Origin of the sequence: Candidatus Igneacidithiobacillus taiwanensis, assembly GCF_031962545.1 — a bacterium.
Lineage (GTDB): Bacteria > Pseudomonadota > Gammaproteobacteria > Acidithiobacillales > Acidithiobacillaceae > Igneacidithiobacillus > Igneacidithiobacillus taiwanensis.
In genome coordinates this window covers 1-16,190 of record NZ_JAVRKK010000044.1, presented here as the reverse complement: position 1 = coordinate 16,190, position 16,190 = coordinate 1, and the positions used below count along the sequence as shown (strand labels likewise).

The following is a 16,190-nucleotide window of genomic DNA, read 5'->3' as shown; positions in this document are numbered from 1 at the left end:
ACCCGGTAAAACCCCCGGATCCGGTACCCGACATGTTGAACCTGCATGGCACTCCTCCCTCGCCAAAGAAGTGCCAAAGGTTTGTGAACTTATGCAGAGAAAACGCACTGACGCGGCCGCTCCTGGGTTTTTGTTGGGGCTTTCGGGTACAATAGAGAGGTTTTTCGCCCGGGATTTCCTTTGCCAGTCATGACCTCGTCCTTCCGCCTGCATCGTATACCGCGACGTCCTCTTGCGGCAGCGCAGGCCCTGACCATTGGCAACTTCGATGGCGTACATCTTGGCCATCAGCAGCTCCTCGCGGCCATGGGCGAAACGCGGTTGCCGCGGGTGGTGCTGACCTTTGAGCCGCTGCCGCGGGAATTTTTCCAGGGTGCGGAGTCTCCGGTGCGCCTTAGCAGCCTGCGCGAAAAGACCCAGGCATTGCTGCACTATGGGGCAGATCAGGTCATTTGTAGTCGTTTCGATCGTCGCCTTGCCCAGCTCTCGGCTGAGGATTTTGTGCGCGAGATTCTCGTTGGCCGGCTGCAAGTGCGCCATCTCTTCGTCGGTCACGATTTTCGTTTTGGCGCCCAGCGCCGCGGCGACTTTACCCTGCTCGAGCAAATGGGACGGCAGCTGGGCTTTACCGTCGCCGAGCAGCCGCCCTTTCTGCTCGATGGCCAGCGGGTCAGCAGTACGGGAGTTCGGCAGTTTTTGGAGCAAGGGGATCTTGGCCAAGCCGCGCGCTGGCTCGGTCGCCCCTACGCCATCTGCGGGCGGGTGCGGCGTGGCGATCAACTCGGCCGCGAGCTTGGCTTTCCCACCGCCAACCTGCCCCTGACCCGCCGCTCCTTGCCGCTGCGCGGCATCTTTGCCGGGCGCCTGCACAGCCCCATCGGTAGTTGGCAGGCTGCTATCAGCATTGGCCTGCGACCCACGGTCAACGGTAAACATCTGGTCCTCGAGGCCCACTGCCTCGATGCCGACTCCCCAAACCTCTACGGTCTACAGGTACAGGTCGAGTTGCTGCACAAGTTGCGAGATGAGGAGAAATACCCCAATCTCGACGTTTTGATCGCGGCGATCCAGCACGATGTCGGCCAGGTTCGCCAATTTTTCGCCAGTTCCTCAACCAGTCAAAGCCCATGGATTACAAAAACACCTTAAATCTTCCCAAAACCGACTTCCCCATGCAGGGCAAACTGCCGGAGCGGGAGCCCGAGCGCTTGGCCTATTGGCAGGGCCTGAACCTCTACCAACGCCTGCAAGAGGCCCGCGCCGAGGCACCCTGCTACGTGCTGCACGACGGCCCGCCCTACGCCAACGGCCGCATCCATATTGGTCATGCGGTCAACAAGGTGCTCAAGGACATCATCAATAAATCCAAGCTCGCCGAGGGAATGCGGGTGCCGTATGTGCCGGGCTGGGATTGTCATGGCCTGCCCATCGAGATTCAGGTCGAAAAGACCCACGGGCGCCCGGGTGAGCGGCTCGATGCCAGCGCCTTCCGGCAGGCCTGCCGCGAGTACGCCAATGCCCAAATCGAGGGACAGAAGGCGGACTTTGTTCGCCTGGGCATTCTTGGCGATTGGGAACATCCCTACCGCACCATGGATTTTGCTGCCGAAGCCGGCATCGTGCGCGAGCTTGGCAAGCTTACCCTGGCCGGCCAGGTGTACCGCGGCGCCAAGCCGGTGCACTGGTGTGTGGATTGCGGCAGTGCCCTGGCGGAGGCAGAGGTGGAGTATCGCGATCGCAGCGATCCCTCCATCGACGTCGCCTTTCGCGTGGCGGACGCTGCCGATCTCGCCCAGCGCTTTGGCCTGAACCAACTGGCCGCACCGGTGGATGTGGTGATCTGGACCACTACCCCCTGGACCTTGCCCGCCAACCAAGCCGTAGCCGTGCATCCGGACTTCGACTATGCCCTGCTGCAAGTGGGGGAGCGCTATCTACTCCTCGCCGCGGCCTTGGCAGAAAGCGCTCTAGCGCGCTATGGACATCCTACCGCCAACCCCCTCGCCTGCGCTCCCGGCAAAGCCCTCGAAGGGCTCTTGCTGCAGCATCCTTTTGCAGAGCGCCATGTGCCGATCATCGTGGGCGACCATGTCACCCTCGAAGCCGGTACCGGCTGCGTCCACACCGCCCCCGCTCATGGCGTAGAGGACTATCTGGTCGCACAGGCCTACCATCTGCCCATCGATAGCCCGCTGCAAGGCGATGGCCACTATCGCAGTGATCTCGGCAACGGCCTGGGCGGACTGTCGACTGCCGAGGCCAATCGTGCCGTGCCTGCTCTGCTGCATGAACGCGGTCGCCTGGTACACCAAGAAAAGATCGAACACAGCTACCCTCACTGCTGGCGCCATAAAACCCCCCTACTCTTTCGCGCCACTCCCCAATGGTTTATCAGCATGGAGCGCAATGGGCTGCGCGAGCGGGCGCTGCAGGCCATTGCCGGTAGCCGCTGGATTCCCGCCTGGGGCGAGGAGCGCATCGCCGATATGGTGCGCAAGCGTCCCGACTGGTGTATTTCGCGGCAACGTTCCTGGGGCGTACCCGTTGCGCTGTATGCCTGCCGGCACTGTGGCGAACCCCTGCGCGATGCGGCGGTTTTTGAGCGCATCGCCGCCGCCATCGAAGCCGAGGGCGTCGACGCCTGGTTCCGCAACGCCGACAGCGTCTTTCTTGGCGATACCCCGCACCGCTGCGGTGCCTGCGGACACGAGCAGTTCGAGAAGGTCACCGACATCCTCGATGTCTGGTTCGATTCGGGTTCCACCCACGCCTTCGTGCTCGAGCAGCGCGCCGAGCTACACAGCCCCGCCGACCTTTACCTGGAGGGCTCCGATCAGCATCGTGGTTGGTTTCAGTCTTCCTTGCTCGAATCCGTTGCCAGTCGCGGGCGAGCCCCCTACGCCGCCGTCCTCACCCACGGTTTTACCGTCGATGGTGACGGCCGCAAGATGAGTAAATCCTTGGGCAATGTCATTGCCCCGCAGGAAATCATCGACCGCTATGGCGCCGATATCCTGCGCTTGTGGGTAGCTTCGGAGGATTACCGCGGCGAAATCCCTATTTCCGACGCCATCCTCCAACGCCTTGGCGAAAGCTACCGACGCATTCGCAATACGGCACGCTACATCCTTGGCAATACCTACGACTTCGATCCCCGGCGCGACGCCCTGCCAACGGCAGAACTTCTCGAGATGGATCGCTGGATGCTCGGGCGCTGCGCGCAGGTACAAGACGAGGTGCGTACCGCTTACCAGCAATTCCAGTTTCATCGCGTAGTGCAGGCCCTGCACAACTTTTGCGCCGTCGAACTCGGTGGGCTCTACCTCGATGTGCTCAAGGATCGCCTCTACACCATGCCAGCGGCCTCGCGCGGGCGACGTTCGGCACAAACCGTGCTGGTGCAGATTCTCGATGCCCTTTTGCTGTGGATGGCCCCCATCCTCAGCTTTACCGCGGAAGAAATCTGGCAGCATCTGCCCTGGCGCAACGCCGAAAGCGTCTTCTTTGCCAGCTACCCGGTCTTCGAGCTGCCCGCCGACCCCGCCCTCGACGCCCGCTGGCAGCGCCTGTTGCAGCTACGGGAAGCGGTCAACGCCGGCCTCGAAGGCTTACGTCAGGACAAAAAAATCGGCTCCGCCCTCGACGCCAAGGTTCGTATCGAGGCCAATGCCGACTGGCTCGCCCTCCTCGAACCGCTAGCGGCGGAGCTCCGCTTCTTGTTGCTCTGCTCGGACTTGGAAATCGCGGCCCAGGATGACGAAAAGGCGGGCGAGGATGCGCTCCCCGGCCTGCGCCTGCTGCTCACCCCCCTCGATGCACCCAAATGCGCCCGTTGTTGGCACCGCCGCAGCGACATTGGCCACGACCCCGAGCACCCGCAACTTTGCGGACGTTGTGTAGAAAACATCAGCGGTATGGGCGAAAAACGGGAGTACTGCTAATGCTGCGCTACTTGTGGTTGAGTGTTGCCGTCATCCTCCTCGACCAAGGCGTCAAGGTTTGGCTGAGCCAAATTTGGCGGGTAGGACAAGGGATCGTCGTCATCCCCGGTTTTCTCAATTTTCGGCTGGTGCACAACACCGGCGCTGCCTTCAGCTTTTTGGCCGGGGCGGGTGGATGGCAGCGCTGGCTCTTGGTTGCCATTGCCCTGCTCGTCATTGTCGTCCTCGTAGCCATTTTGCGACGCCTGAAGCCCGGGGCGCATTGGATCGCCATTGCCCTCACCCTCATCCTTGGCGGCGCCATGGGCAATCTCATCGATCGCATCCGCCTGGGCTACGTGGTCGATTTCATTGGCGTGCATTGGGGCAACCTGTACTGGCCCTACTTCAACATTGCCGATAGCGCCATCAGCATTGGTGCGGTGATGCTCATTATCGATGCATTTCGACGACACTGACGCCTCTTTGTCGGGAAGATGCGACAAACTAACCCGGCCTGGTGCCGGGTTTTTCTTTCAAGTTATTGATAAAATAGGATAAATAAAGTTGGCCCGGATTTTGCTTCCTATTGGCAAACGAGGCAATAGGAGCTTTTCATGGACAACCGGGCGAATCTTCTCGCGGCACTGCGCCGCGTTCGGCACTATCCCAACTATCAGTCCTTCATGGCCACCCACGAGCGTGAGCGCATCAAACGCGACCTCCAGAAGCGTTTGCTGCGCCTACGTCGCGGGCAGAAAACCCGTCAAGGTGGCGGACTCGCTTTTCTGCGTAGCGCCGTATTGGCACAAGTGCTCTACTGAGCCAACTTACTGCGGCTCATTACCCGGCCGCCACTTGATACTACAACCCATGCAGGGCTGCACCACGCTGGGCGCCGGCTGACCGGCCAATAGCGCTTGCACGGCGGCGTCGAGGTCTGCCCCAGTCACCGGCAGATCATTTTTTGGCCGCGCGGCGTCGAATTGGCCGTGGTAGAAGAGCTTACCTGTTGCATCAAACAAAAAGATGTCGGGGGTGCAGGCGGCACGGAAGGCCTTGGCAACGCTCTGCTCGGCATCAAAGAGATAGGGAAAATCATAGCCCGCCCGCGCGGCTTCGGCGGGCATCTTTTCTGGGGCATCGTCGGGGTAGGTTTCGGGGTCGTTGCTGTTGATCCCGACCACCACCACCCCTTGCTCCTGCCATTTTTTGGCGAGCTCTGCCAAGCGGCTAGCAATATGAATCACGTACGGACAGTGGTTGCAGATGAAAAGCACCAACAAGGGTTTGCCTTGCGCCTGCTCGCTCGACCAGGTTTCCGGCCGCCCGCCCCAGGGTAATCGAAAGGACGGTAGGGGCGTGCCAAGGGGCAAATCGAGTCCGGTCATTGCCATTTGCGTCTCTCCTTTTTACGGTACGGTAGGTACAGAATACCCGAAGGCGAGTTGCGCTTCCTCCCCCTCTGCCTGGGTCTCCAAGCGCCAGGCGCCTCGTCCCAAGAGGCGCAAGCAGCGATCGTGGTAGCGCCAGAGGCTCGAGCGATGACCAACACTGATGATGGCCGAACCAGGCAAGGTTTCCGCCAAAAGGCGATAGAGTTCGCCCTCGGCGCGCTCGTCTAGGGCTGAACTTGCCTCATCAAGAAAGATCCAGCGCGGCTTTTGTAGCAGAATCCGCGCAAAGGCCAGCCGCTGCTGCTCACCAAGGGATAAGGTATGCGACCAAAGTTTTGTCTCGTTGAGCTGGTCGACGAGTTGCGGAAGACCAACGCTGCGCAGGGCCACTTGCAAGAGGGTATCAGAATCGTCTTTCAAACCAAAGGGATAGACCAGAGTTTCGCGTAGACTCCCCATGGGCAAATAGGGCCGCTGCGGCAGGAAGAGCGGACGATCGGCCGCCGGTAGCCCGACCTTGCCGTCGCCGTAGGGCCAGATACCGGCCAAGGCGCGAATCAGGGTGCTCTTGCCACTACCCGAGGCACCCATGATGAGCAGATGCTCACCCGCTGCAACGCGTAGGTTCAGGTCGTGTACCAACTCGCGGCCGTCTGGGAGGCGCACATTCAGGGCGCTGACCTCGAGCTGTGCTGCCTCGACCCGCTCGATGTGATAGTGGTGCTCCTGAATTTCGTGCACTTCCTGCATCGATTGTCGGAAGAAACGCAAACGGTCGACCACCGCGTGCCAATTGGCCAAGGTGGTATAACTGCTGACGATAAAAGACAGGGCGCCCTGCACCTGGGCAAAGGCCGACATGATCTGTTGCAGGCCACCAACGCCAATGTCCTTGTTGACGAAATAGGCGGGTAAACAAACGATCAAGGGAAAAATGATGGCGATTTGTCCGTAGGCAGATGTCCACCAATTGAGGCGCATACTCCGCCAAATGATGCGCCAAAAATTGGCATAGACTTCGGCAAAACGGGCACGAAAATGTTGGGCCTCACGCGCTTCGCCGCCGTAGAGGGCAACGCTTTCGCTATTTTCTCGTAGCCGCATCATGCTAAAACGAAAATCGGCCTGGTAACGCTCTTGATTGAAATTGAGACGAATCAGCGGTCGACCGATCAGTGCCGTGACCACGGTACCAAAAACCGAGTAAATGAGGGCCGCCCACACCAGATAGCCAGGAATGGAAATCGTCTGCCCATGCAAGGGAATCCAGATCATAGCCGACAATTCCCACAGCATGAAAATAAAGGTGGCCAGGGTAACTACCGAGCTAAAGAGCCCAATGACGATATTCAGGGTCTGACTGGTGAAGGAAGCGAGATCCTCGCTGATACGTTGGTCTGGGTTATCGGTGCCGTCGCCCAGTACCTGCATATGGTAAAAGGTGCGCCGCGCCAGCCAGGCATCGAGATAGGAGTGGGTGAGCCAACGCCGCCAGCGGATCACCAGCATTTCGGTAAAAAAGCTCTGCGACACAGCGGCAATGATGTAGGCCGTTGCCAAGCCGCAGAAAACCAGTATCTGCTGCCAAGCGGCGCTGGCTTGGTAGTGCTGCACCGCGTTCCAAAACACCGCATACCATTGGGTGATGCGGTAGGAGAGAAAGACCATGAATAGGTTTAAGCCGATGACCAGGGCAAAAACTCCCCGCGCCAACCAGCGGTCTTCGGAATGCAACCAATAGGGTTTACTGATCTGCCAAAGATCGCGAAAGAATTCGCGGTTGAACTGCCGCATATTTGCTCCCTGCCGCTACGTCACCAAAGTCTGATTCGGCGCAAAACTTGCTAGAATCGCCAGAACCCGTCGCAAATGCAGAGGAGAATACCATGGCCGAAGACAAAAACCATTCACGCCGCCAGTTTTTAGGGGGTATGGTGCTAGCAGGGGCCGCATCGGCGGTGGCCGTCACGGCACAGGGACAAGGGATGGGAATGGGCATGATGGGACCGTCCAAAAACAAGGTGGTCTACCAACTCAATCAATCCGACCCCGGCTACGTCTCCGACATCTTGCACAGCGCCGCCGTGGTCCTCGGGCATTTCAACAATGACGTCGACATCGCCATTGACTGCTTCGGGCCCGGCATCTGGCTGCTGGTCAAAGCCAGCAAACAGCATGAACATTACAGCCAGTTTATTCGCGAGCAGGTTTCGAGCCTGCACATGTATAACGTACGCTTTTTGGCCTGCGAACAGACCATGAAGACCATCAAGATCGGCAAAGAAGACCTGATTTCCGAGGCGACTCCGGTATTTAGCGGTGCTGTCGAACTCATCACCTTGCAACAGCAGGGCTACGCCTACATCGCTTGGTAGGGAAACTCAGAGGCGTCGATGTTGCAGAGCCGGAAGACGCTCGCGAGTTTGCACGAGTTGGGCCAAATCTAAGGTGGCGATGGCAATGCCCTCTCCCGCCTCTAGCTGTGCCAAGATCTGACCCCAGGGATCGATGATCACGCTGTGCCCCCAAGTGCTACGCCCGTTGGCGTGATTACCGCCCTGGTCGGCGGCAAGCACGAAGGCTTGGTTCTCGATGGCCCGGGCGCGCAAGAGAATCTCCCAATGCGCCCGCCCGGTGGGCACGGTAAAGGCACTCGGCACCACCAAGAGGGAGGCCCCGGCGTACTGCCGGTAGAGCTCCGGAAAACGTAGATCGTAGCAAATCGAAAGACCCACACCGCCCCAAGGACTTTCGACTTGGCAAGGGGTATCTCCAGGTGCGATGCTGCCAGACTCGCGGTAGCTTTCCCCCTCCGCGAGCTGCACATCGAAGAGGTGCATTTTGTCATAGCGCGCCCGTAGCTTGCCTGTATCGTCGTAGACCAAAAGGCTCGCATGGCAGCGCCCGTCAATGGCTCGCAACGGAATACTACCCCCCAGAAGCCAGATACCGAGTCGCGCCGCCTGTGCTGCCAGCCAGTCTTGCACTGGGCCCCGACCAAGCTCCTCCATGAGCGCCAGCTTATCGGTATCTTGTAAGCCCATGAAAGAGAAATTTTCTGGCAGCAGAACCAGTTCTGCGCCTGCCGCCTGCGCCTCCTTCAGGAGGGACTCAGCGTGCTGCAGGTTCTCTGCCTGGTCGGCAGAAGAAACCATTTGCACCGCCGCAGCGCGCAGGGTACTGGGAGTGGTCATGTTCGGCGCCGCCTCTACACGCCCTGATTGGTCAGCCAGCGCTGGATGTCGGCTGCACCAAGGGCGCCACTCTGGCGCGCGACTTCGCGTCCGCCGCGAAAGAGGATCATGGTGGGTATGGAGCGGATCTGGTAGCGCGAGGCGGTCTGACCGTCCTCCTCGGTATTGAGCTTCGCAAACAAACAGCGACCCTGCATCTGCTGCGCTGCCTGGGCAAACTGGGGAGCCATCATCCGACAGGGACCACACCAGGGCGCCCAAAAATCGACGAGCACCGGCAGCTCATTGCGGTCGATGTAACGTTGAAAAGTCGCGCCCAGCAATTCCGGGGGATGCGCAGCGAAGAGCGGTTGGTGACACTTACCGCACTTGGGATGCTGCCCGAGACGCTCCCGGGGAACTGCGTTGACCGCACCGCACTGGGGACAAACGATGTGCATAAAGACACCTCCCTTTCAGTCGCGCAGCAGGGGATCCAATTCACCACGCCGATCGAGGGCGTAGAGATCGTCGCAACCACCAATGTGCCGCGCACCAATGAAAATTTGCGGTACGGTGCGGCGCCCATGCGCGCGCTGAATCATTTCCGGACGCCTTTGCGGCTCTTGGTCGACCCAGATGATTTCTGCCTGTACCTGTTTTTGCTGCAAAAGTGCTAGCGCTCGCCGGCAGTAACCGCAGGCGTGGGTAGCATAGACCACGATGGTAGCCATGCTATTTCTCGACCGGGAGGCCCGCGCCGCGCCAAGCCTGGATGCCTCCTTTCAGGCTATACACCTTCTGGAAGCCCGCCTTGCGCAGCTGCGAGGCCGCCCGCGCCGAGCGCATACCGCTCGCGCACTGGCAGATGACATGATGCTCTTGATGCTTTTCTAGGTCTTTCAAATACTTGTTGAGTTGGCCGACAGGAATGTGCCGGGCCATGGGTAAGTGCCCCCGCGACCACTCGTGCTGCTCGCGCACATCGATCACCACCGCATCATGCTGATTGATCAGCTGCACCGCCCGTTCTGCCGTGATCTCCTCCACCCCGCCAAATTTACGCGCCAGCGGCCCCTTGAAAAGCAAAATGAGAACGGCCAGCAGCGCGAGCAACAGGGGCCAATAGGAGGACAATTCTGCTTCCAGATGCACGGCTCAGCTCCGACAGCTAGGGGCATCGCTCACCCCCAATCGATGTAAGATATTGATCAGCGGGCACAAACCCGTAAGGCTACTCTGGAAGAGATTAAAGCCCACGAAAAGGGTAAAGGCCAAAAACCACTCGCTGACGAAAATAGGACTGGAAGGAGCGCCCAAGGCAACGCTGAGCATCACAAAAAGCCCTGCCACCAAGCGAACCCAATTTTCCGTGTTCATATCAAGAAACTCCTTGCGCTTTGCGCTCGAGATGCCGCTCCCACAGGAAGTACAGCAGCGGAATCACAATCAACGTCAACATGGTGGAGGCGAAGGTGCCAAAAATCAAGGATACCGCCAGCCCGCCAAAGACTGGATCGGTGACCATGATTGCCGAGCCAAACATGATCGCCAAGGCGGTCAACAAAATGGGCCGAAAACGGACGGCTCCCGCCTCCAAGACCGCTTGCTCCAAGGAATAACCCTCGCGCCGATACTCGATGATGAAGTCAATGAGCAGCAGTGAGTTACGAACAACCACACCGGCAAGGGCGATAACGCCGATCATCGAGGTGGCATTGAAGGGCGTCTGCAGGAGCCAATGCCCAGGAAAGACACCAACCAGGGTCAACGGAATGGCTCCCATGACGATGATAGGCATGATGAAGGACTGGTAATACGCTACCAACATCAAGTAAATGAAAACCAGCGCCACGATGAAGGCAGCGCCAAGATCACGGAAAACATCCAAGGTCAGCCGCATATCGCCGCCCCAGAGGATCTGGTAATGGGTAATATCGTGGGGCTGTGCCGGCATGAAACCGAGATTGCCCGTGCTCAGGCGTACGCCATCGAGGACCTTGCCGTTGAGCTCATGGTTGAGGGTATAGGTGGCGTAAACCGGGCTGGAGCCGAGAAGATCACCCGTTACATAGACCACGTCGTGCTGATCGCGATCGAGGATGGGCTTCGCCTGATCGGTCCGCTCGATGTCGACGATGCTCGACAAAGGCACTTCCTGCCCCGCCTGATTGCGGATACGCAGGGCAAGAATCTGCGCCTTCCAGGCGCGATCACCAGGGGGTACCCGCAGGATGATATCGACGGGCTCCCGGGCCGAGGGCACGCTCACCGCACCAATCTTGGTGCCGGCAATGAAATCATGCACCAATTCCGCCACCTGGGCGGGTGCCACCCCTGCCAGCATCGCCTTGTCGCTGCGCACGCGAATGCGATATTCCGGCACCGTTCCGGTGACCGAGTCGTCGACATTGATCATGTCGTAGATCTTGCGGAAGCGCTCTTCCACCTGCCCAGCGAGGATGCGCAGCTTTTGATAGTCGGGACCGTAGAGCTCGGCCACTACCTGCGCCCGCACCGGCGGCCCCGGCGGCACTTCGAAGAGTTTGATCACCGTGCCCGGAAAACGTTGCTGCAAGAGCGCAATCTTTCGGTAGATCTCTACTGCCACCTGGTGCGACATGGGTCGCTGCTCACGGGGCACCAAATTGACCTGAATTTGGGCGTAGTTGCTGCCTTCCCGCATCATGTCGCCACGCACCAAACCGGCAAAGTCTACTGGTGCCGAACGGCCGACGTAATTCTGGAAATTTTCGACGTAAGGATTCTGGGCCAAGACTTGTCCCACGTCCTGCACTACGCGACCAGTTTCCGCCAAGGCCGTACCCGCCGGGGTATCGACTTGGATCATGAAGTCGCTGACATTCCCCGCGGGCAACATCTTGACGTTGACGCCCAATGGGCTCAGGGGGCCATTCATTCCCGAAGGGCGCACGAACTGCCAAGCCGGCATGAGCATGGCCAAGAGGAGCAAGAGAACGACGATGATAAAGAAAAAGTTGCGGCGCTTGCCGGACTGCAGCAAGGGGGTAAAAACGCGCAGATACCCACGCTGCAAAAAATCGCGTTGGCTACCGGCGTCGTCTGTAGCATGCGCCTGGCTCGCGTGGCGCTCGGCCTTGCCGCGCAAAAAGCGATAGGCGCCCCAAGGCACCACGGTGTAAGCCAGGAGTACCGAGGCGATCATGGCAATGGGCACGAAGATCGGAATCGGCAGCATGAACGGTCCCATCATGCCGGTTACGAAAGCCATCGGCACAAAGGCCAAAATCACCGCCAGGGTAGCGATGTTGGTCGGATTGCCGATTTCATTGGTTGCCATGACGACCTTGTCGGCAAAGGAGCGCCCGCCACCGCCATGGCTGAGATGGCGATGAATGTTCTCAATGACGACGATACCGCCATCCACCAACAAACCCAGGGAAAGAATCAGTGCAAACAAGGTGATGCGGTTGATGGTCTGGCCCAAGAGCCAGCCGATGCCGAGCACCACGCCAAGGGTCAGAGGCACCGTGAGGATGACGATCCCCGCCTCTCGCCACCCCAAGAAAATCAGGAGGATGACGGCGACCACCGCGACTGCAATACTAAGATGCTCAAACAGCGTACTGACCGCATCGTTGGCACGAGCGCCGTAATCGCGGGTGATGGAAACATGCACCCCCTGGGGAATGGCCTCGGCCTCCAGACGTTCCAATTTGGCCTTGAGGGCATCGGCAACCACCACGGCATTGGTACCGGGGCGTTTGGCCAGGGTAATGGTAACCGCCGGCATGCTGGACCCTGCCGGTAGCCCCAAGCGATTGGCAGGGCCAGTATTATCGGTAACCAAGGTGTCGGTCTCCGCCGCCCCCTCTTCCACGGTTGCCACGTCGCGGAGAAAGATCGGCCGACCATTATGGCTACCGATGATCACATTCCCCACCCCCTCGGCCCCGCCCAGGGCAGCATCCACCCGTAGGGGGATATGGCGATTGTTGGCCACCAGATGACCAGCCGGCAAAATCAGATTGCTGCCTTGCAGAGCCTTGCGCAATTGGTCGAGACCCACGCCGCTGCTCGCCAACTTGCCGGGATCGATCCAAATATTCACTGCCCGGCGGGCTCCACCGATGATCTCGGCATTGGCAACGTCGGGTACATTTTGCAGCTGATCCATGACCCGCAGGGCAATGGAGCGTAATTGCACTTGGTTGTAGCGATCGGAGCTCAGCGTCACATCGAGAATGGGGACATCGTTGATGCCGATCGATTTGACCAGGGGTTGCATGGTGCCCGGCGGCATGCGGTCGATATTGCGGCTGAGCTGGTTGTAGACCTCGAGCAGACTCTTTTCTTCGTTGGCGCCCACCTGAAACTGCACCGTAACGATACCAACATCATTCTCGGCGTAGCCATAGGTATGATGCACCCCCGGTAGCGATGCCATGAGCGCCTCGAGGGGACGCACCACCAGATTATGCACCTCCTCGCTGTTGGAACCCGGACGCATCACGAAAATCTCCGCCGCCGGCACGACGATTTCTGGGTTATACAGCCGTGGCGTCACTAGTACTGCCATCGCGCCGAACAGGGCAATGGCGAGCATGATCAAGACGGTGATCTTGGAACGATAAAATCCGCTGGCCAGGCGCCCGGCCAGATTCATCTTCTGCTGCAGATCAGCCATGTGCAGCTCCAACCGAAACGATACGATCACCGTTGTTGACGGCATCGAGCTGCGTCACCACGATCCGCTCCCCCGGCGCCAGGCCAGAGAGGATGTCAACTTTTCCATCGGAAACATGTCCGGGACGGACCATGCGGTACTCTGCCACCCCTTGCTGGTTGACGACAAAGACCCCCGGGATGCCAGCGCGCTGCAAGAGCGCCTGGGCCGGAATGCGTAGAGTGGCGGTGGCGCCCGACTCTGGCACCTGCACCTGCACAAAGGACCCGGCTTGCAAACCGCTATTGGCCGGCAAGCTAAGTTTGACCAGATGGCTATGGGTCATGGGGTCGGAGACCGGCACCAAATCGCGCACGGTAGCGGTTATGGTCTTGCCGTCATTGTCGACCTGCAGCTCTTGACCTGGGCGCAGGCGGGCAAAGGCACGTTCGCCAACACTGCACTCCACCTCCAGTTGCTGCGGGTTGGCCAAGGTCAATACCGGATTGCCCGGGGCAACCAAAGCACCGTTTTGCAGCATTTTTTGCGTTATCACACCGCTGAATGGAGCCCGCACCCGCGCGTAGCGCAGTTGTGCGGCGGCGCTGCCGGTACCGGCCCGCGCCGCGGCAACTTGCGCCTTGGCCATTTCGTATTGGCTTTGTACCTGATCCCACTGCTTCTGCGGAATGGCTTGGGCATCGTACAACTTTTTGAAACGCTCGTAGTTGGATTGGGCATTATCAAAGTTGGCTTCGGCCTGGGCCAAACCAGCCTGCGCCTGAGCAACCTGACTATCGACTTCGGCGGGATCGACCTCAAAAAGCAACTGGCCTGCCTGCACCTGCTCACCCACATGGACCTGCAAGCCGCGCAAGTAACCGCTGAGACGCGAACCAAGCTGTACCTCCTGGCTCGCGGTAACGGTGCCAGGCACGGTCTCGTAACCTTGCGCCTGACCGGCGGCGAGAGTAATCACCTGGGCGGCAACCGTCTGCGCCGCTGCTGCGGCGTGGGGGGGCTTTTCCCCACAACCGGCAAGCCCCAGGGAAATAACGACACTCATGGCAAGAATTTGCTTCTTCACTGGCCTACTCCCGACGGTGCTCTGCTGAGCGTTTGCAAATCCATCTTTCCGAGGGCGAGCCAGAGGGCTCCCCGTTCGATTGCTTCTTGGTAACGCGCCTGCACCAACTCCGCCCGGGCATGGTCCAGGGCGGCTTGGCCCTGCAATAGCGCGGTCAGCGTCTCGACACCGTTTTGATAGCGCAGGCGCAGCAAGCGCTGCGCTTCTTCGCTTTGACGCACGGCAAGCTCCCGCGTCTTGACCCGTTGCGCTGCCAATTGCGCCGCCAAGACGGTCTTCTGCACTGTCAGCCGGGTTTGATCCTGTGCCTTTTGTAGATCTGCAAGGGCAGCCTGCACCTTGGCCTGGGCCGCATCCATTTCCCCGGAACGTGAAAAATCGAGCAGGTTCCATTGGATTTGGCCGCCCACGGTATAGGAGGGCGCGGCATTACCCAGACTCGTGCCGTTCCATTCCTGCTTGGCCATGGCGTTGACGTGCGGCAGATAGGCGGCACGCGCAACCCCGATCCCCGCGCGCGCGGCATGGACCTTTTCCTGCAGGGCACGGATCGCCGGATTTTGCGCCAGCGCCTCTTGCTCCAGGGCAGTCGCATCACCAGCGGGCAAAGGCGGCTCTACCGGTGCTTCCACCTGCAAAGGGGTGGAGATGGGCTTGCCGATGAGCAGCGCGAGATTGGCACGGGCATTGGCAACGGCATTTTTGGCCTCTTGCAAGGCCAACGCTGCCTCTTCTTGGTGCACCTCGGCCGAGAGTAAATCGCTCTTGACCACCACTCCCTGCGTCAGTAGCTGCCGTGTCGTCTGCACATAGGCATCCGCGGCATGCAGCGCCTTTTCGGCAACCTCTTGAGCGGCCTTGGTGGCAATCAGCCCATCGTAGGCCTGAAGGACGGTAAAGGTCAGCTTTTGCTGGGCATATTGGTCGCCGGCCTGGGCTGCCCGCAGCATGGCCTGGGCCTCTTCGATACCGCCACGCACCGCGCCGCCATTCCAAATGGGAATGGCGAGGGAAATCTCCGTACCAAGATTGTGATAGCCACCGGGATGATCGAGATTGTTAGGGGCCGTATATAGAGAGCTGGGATTGGTGGGATTGAATTGACCAGCACCAAAGTCGTTGAAGGTGGCGACCCGCTGCGACAACTTCATACCAAAGACCGTGAGCGCGTTGTTGGATTGCGCCCCGGAAAAACTCGCCGAGAGCTTGGGCAGCAAATGTCCTTGTGCGGCGCTGACCGCCCCCTTGGCCTCGGCGGCCTGGGCCTCGGCCAGCAGGGCTTCTGGGTTGCGGCGCTGGGCGTCGTGGACACACTGTGCAAAATCGATGGCATAGGCGCTCGGCGCCGCGCCAACGGCAAACCAGACGGCGGCAGCGATACCCCAAGAACTTCGGCGGTTCATGCGATGACGACTCCTCTTGAACTTTTGATCGGTGTCAAAAGAGCAGAGAGCGCCTCAGGGCGCTCAAGAGAATTAGTATATTATGATATTACGATACTGACAACGCGGATTAGTGGATGCTGCAGAACACCTCACTCATCATCGAGATCAGCCGTAGCGTGCGCGGATCCCCCACCCGGTAGTACACCTTGTTGGCGTCCTTGCGCGCCTTGAGAATGTCCTTCTCGCGCAGAATGGCAAGATGCTGAGAAATGTTGCTCTGGGTGGTCCCCACGGCAGCAACGATATCCTGCACACTCAATTCGTCGGAACCCAAAATGCAAAGCACCTTGAGCCGGAGAGGGTGAGCCATAGCCTTGAGCGATCGCGACGCCTGTTCGATGTATTCTTCGCGAGTTGGTAGATCTTCCATTCTTCGTCCTCTAATCGTCGTCACCACGGGGCCTGAGCAAATTCTCTACGAACCCAATGTGCATAAGTTCACAAACCTTTGGCACTTCTTTGGCGAGGGAGGAGTGCCATGCAGGTTCAACATGTCGGGTACCGGATCCGGGGGTTTTAC

The 16,190-nt window shown here is 59.5% G+C and carries 16 protein-coding genes; 5 read left to right on the top strand and 11 right to left on the bottom strand.

Annotated features, from left to right (window positions below; translation table 11 throughout):
* Positions 1–189: 189 nt before the first annotated feature.
* The 4 genes from RTI30_RS07635 (at position 190) to RTI30_RS07620 (ending at position 4,744) form a co-directional block, all read left to right on the top strand.
* Positions 190–1,149, top strand: a complete 960-nt coding sequence (locus RTI30_RS07635) for a bifunctional riboflavin kinase/FAD synthetase (protein ID WP_312262891.1) — start codon at positions 190–192, stop codon at positions 1,147–1,149.
* Complete coding sequence (ileS, locus tag RTI30_RS07630; RefSeq protein ID WP_312262890.1) at positions 1,128–3,941, top strand: isoleucine--tRNA ligase; 2,814 nt, start codon at positions 1,128–1,130, stop codon at positions 3,939–3,941. The genes RTI30_RS07635 and ileS overlap by 22 nt, the downstream gene beginning before the upstream one ends.
* Complete coding sequence (gene lspA, locus RTI30_RS07625) at positions 3,941–4,399, top strand: signal peptidase II (RefSeq protein ID WP_312262889.1); 459 nt, start codon at positions 3,941–3,943, stop codon at positions 4,397–4,399. Before ileS ends, lspA begins: the two co-directional genes overlap by 1 nt.
* Positions 4,400–4,537: 138 nt before the next feature.
* Positions 4,538–4,744: a hypothetical protein gene (locus tag RTI30_RS07620; RefSeq protein ID WP_312262888.1), complete on the top strand. Its 207-nt coding sequence runs from the start codon at positions 4,538–4,540 to the stop codon at positions 4,742–4,744.
* Between the two features lie 6 nt (positions 4,745–4,750).
* Here the strand turns inward: RTI30_RS07620 and RTI30_RS07615 are convergent, their stop codons facing one another.
* Positions 4,751–5,317: a thioredoxin family protein gene (locus RTI30_RS07615; protein ID WP_312262887.1), complete on the bottom strand. Its 567-nt coding sequence runs from the start codon at positions 5,315–5,317 to the stop codon at positions 4,751–4,753.
* A 15-nt stretch (positions 5,318–5,332) separates the two neighbouring features.
* A complete protein-coding gene (locus RTI30_RS07610; RefSeq protein WP_312262886.1) occupies positions 5,333–7,111 on the bottom strand; it encodes an ABC transporter ATP-binding protein/permease in 1,779 nt (592 codons plus the stop codon).
* A gap of 92 nt (positions 7,112–7,203) precedes the next feature.
* On the opposite strand from RTI30_RS07610, the gene RTI30_RS07605 reads away from it, so the two are divergent.
* A complete protein-coding gene (locus tag RTI30_RS07605; protein WP_312262885.1) occupies positions 7,204–7,692 on the top strand; it encodes a DsrE family protein in 489 nt (162 codons plus the stop codon).
* A 6-nt stretch (positions 7,693–7,698) separates the two neighbouring features.
* On the opposite strand, the gene RTI30_RS07600 is transcribed toward RTI30_RS07605, so the two are convergent.
* The 9 genes from RTI30_RS07600 to RTI30_RS07560 form a co-directional block, all read right to left on the bottom strand.
* A complete protein-coding gene (locus RTI30_RS07600) occupies positions 7,699–8,511 on the bottom strand; it encodes a carbon-nitrogen hydrolase family protein (protein ID WP_312262884.1) in 813 nt (270 codons plus the stop codon).
* A 14-nt stretch (positions 8,512–8,525) separates the two neighbouring features.
* Complete coding sequence (gene trxC, locus RTI30_RS07595) at positions 8,526–8,951, bottom strand: thioredoxin TrxC (RefSeq protein ID WP_312262883.1); 426 nt, start codon at positions 8,949–8,951, stop codon at positions 8,526–8,528.
* Between the two features lie 15 nt (positions 8,952–8,966).
* Complete coding sequence (gene grxC, locus RTI30_RS07590; protein WP_312262882.1) at positions 8,967–9,224, bottom strand: glutaredoxin 3; 258 nt, start codon at positions 9,222–9,224, stop codon at positions 8,967–8,969.
* A gap of 1 nt (position 9,225) precedes the next feature.
* Positions 9,226–9,645: a rhodanese-like domain-containing protein gene (locus RTI30_RS07585; RefSeq protein WP_312262881.1), complete on the bottom strand. Its 420-nt coding sequence runs from the start codon at positions 9,643–9,645 to the stop codon at positions 9,226–9,228.
* 3 nt (positions 9,646–9,648) lie between these two features.
* Positions 9,649–9,870, bottom strand: a complete 222-nt coding sequence (locus RTI30_RS07580) for a DUF2892 domain-containing protein (protein WP_312262880.1) — start codon at positions 9,868–9,870, stop codon at positions 9,649–9,651.
* A gap of 1 nt (position 9,871) precedes the next feature.
* Entirely contained in the window at positions 9,872–13,159 is a 3,288-nt protein-coding gene (locus RTI30_RS07575; protein ID WP_312262879.1) for an efflux RND transporter permease subunit, read from the bottom strand.
* Positions 13,152–14,225: an efflux RND transporter periplasmic adaptor subunit gene (locus RTI30_RS07570; RefSeq protein WP_312262878.1), complete on the bottom strand. Its 1,074-nt coding sequence runs from the start codon at positions 14,223–14,225 to the stop codon at positions 13,152–13,154. The genes RTI30_RS07575 and RTI30_RS07570 overlap by 8 nt, the downstream gene beginning before the upstream one ends.
* Positions 14,222–15,628 (bottom strand): TolC family protein, encoded by a 1,407-nt coding sequence (locus RTI30_RS07565; RefSeq protein WP_312262877.1) that lies wholly within the window; start codon positions 15,626–15,628, stop codon positions 14,222–14,224. The genes RTI30_RS07570 and RTI30_RS07565 overlap by 4 nt, the downstream gene beginning before the upstream one ends.
* A gap of 109 nt (positions 15,629–15,737) precedes the next feature.
* Positions 15,738–16,040, bottom strand: a complete 303-nt coding sequence (locus RTI30_RS07560) for a metalloregulator ArsR/SmtB family transcription factor (RefSeq protein WP_312262876.1) — start codon at positions 16,038–16,040, stop codon at positions 15,738–15,740.
* Positions 16,041–16,190: the final 150 nt, after the last annotated feature.

Coding starts and splice junctions, on each gene's coding strand:
- RTI30_RS07635 (WP_312262891.1), top strand. CDS start 190: ATGACCTCGTCCTTCCGCCTGCATCGTATACCGCGACGTCCTCTTGCG.
- ileS (WP_312262890.1), top strand. CDS start 1,128: ATGGATTACAAAAACACCTTAAATCTTCCCAAAACCGACTTCCCCATG.
- lspA (WP_312262889.1), top strand. CDS start 3,941: ATGCTGCGCTACTTGTGGTTGAGTGTTGCCGTCATCCTCCTCGACCAA.
- RTI30_RS07620 (WP_312262888.1), top strand. CDS start 4,538: ATGGACAACCGGGCGAATCTTCTCGCGGCACTGCGCCGCGTTCGGCAC.
- RTI30_RS07615 (WP_312262887.1), bottom strand. CDS start 5,317: ATGGCAATGACCGGACTCGATTTGCCCCTTGGCACGCCCCTACCGTCC.
- RTI30_RS07610 (WP_312262886.1), bottom strand. CDS start 7,111: ATGCGGCAGTTCAACCGCGAATTCTTTCGCGATCTTTGGCAGATCAGT.
- RTI30_RS07605 (WP_312262885.1), top strand. CDS start 7,204: ATGGCCGAAGACAAAAACCATTCACGCCGCCAGTTTTTAGGGGGTATG.
- RTI30_RS07600 (WP_312262884.1), bottom strand. CDS start 8,511: ATGACCACTCCCAGTACCCTGCGCGCTGCGGCGGTGCAAATGGTTTCT.
- trxC (WP_312262883.1), bottom strand. CDS start 8,951: ATGCACATCGTTTGTCCCCAGTGCGGTGCGGTCAACGCAGTTCCCCGG.
- grxC (WP_312262882.1), bottom strand. CDS start 9,224: ATGGCTACCATCGTGGTCTATGCTACCCACGCCTGCGGTTACTGCCGG.
- RTI30_RS07580 (WP_312262880.1), bottom strand. CDS start 9,870: ATGAACACGGAAAATTGGGTTCGCTTGGTGGCAGGGCTTTTTGTGATG.
- RTI30_RS07575 (WP_312262879.1), bottom strand. CDS start 13,159: ATGGCTGATCTGCAGCAGAAGATGAATCTGGCCGGGCGCCTGGCCAGC.
- RTI30_RS07565 (WP_312262877.1), bottom strand. CDS start 15,628: ATGAACCGCCGAAGTTCTTGGGGTATCGCTGCCGCCGTCTGGTTTGCC.
- RTI30_RS07560 (WP_312262876.1), bottom strand. CDS start 16,040: ATGGAAGATCTACCAACTCGCGAAGAATACATCGAACAGGCGTCGCGA.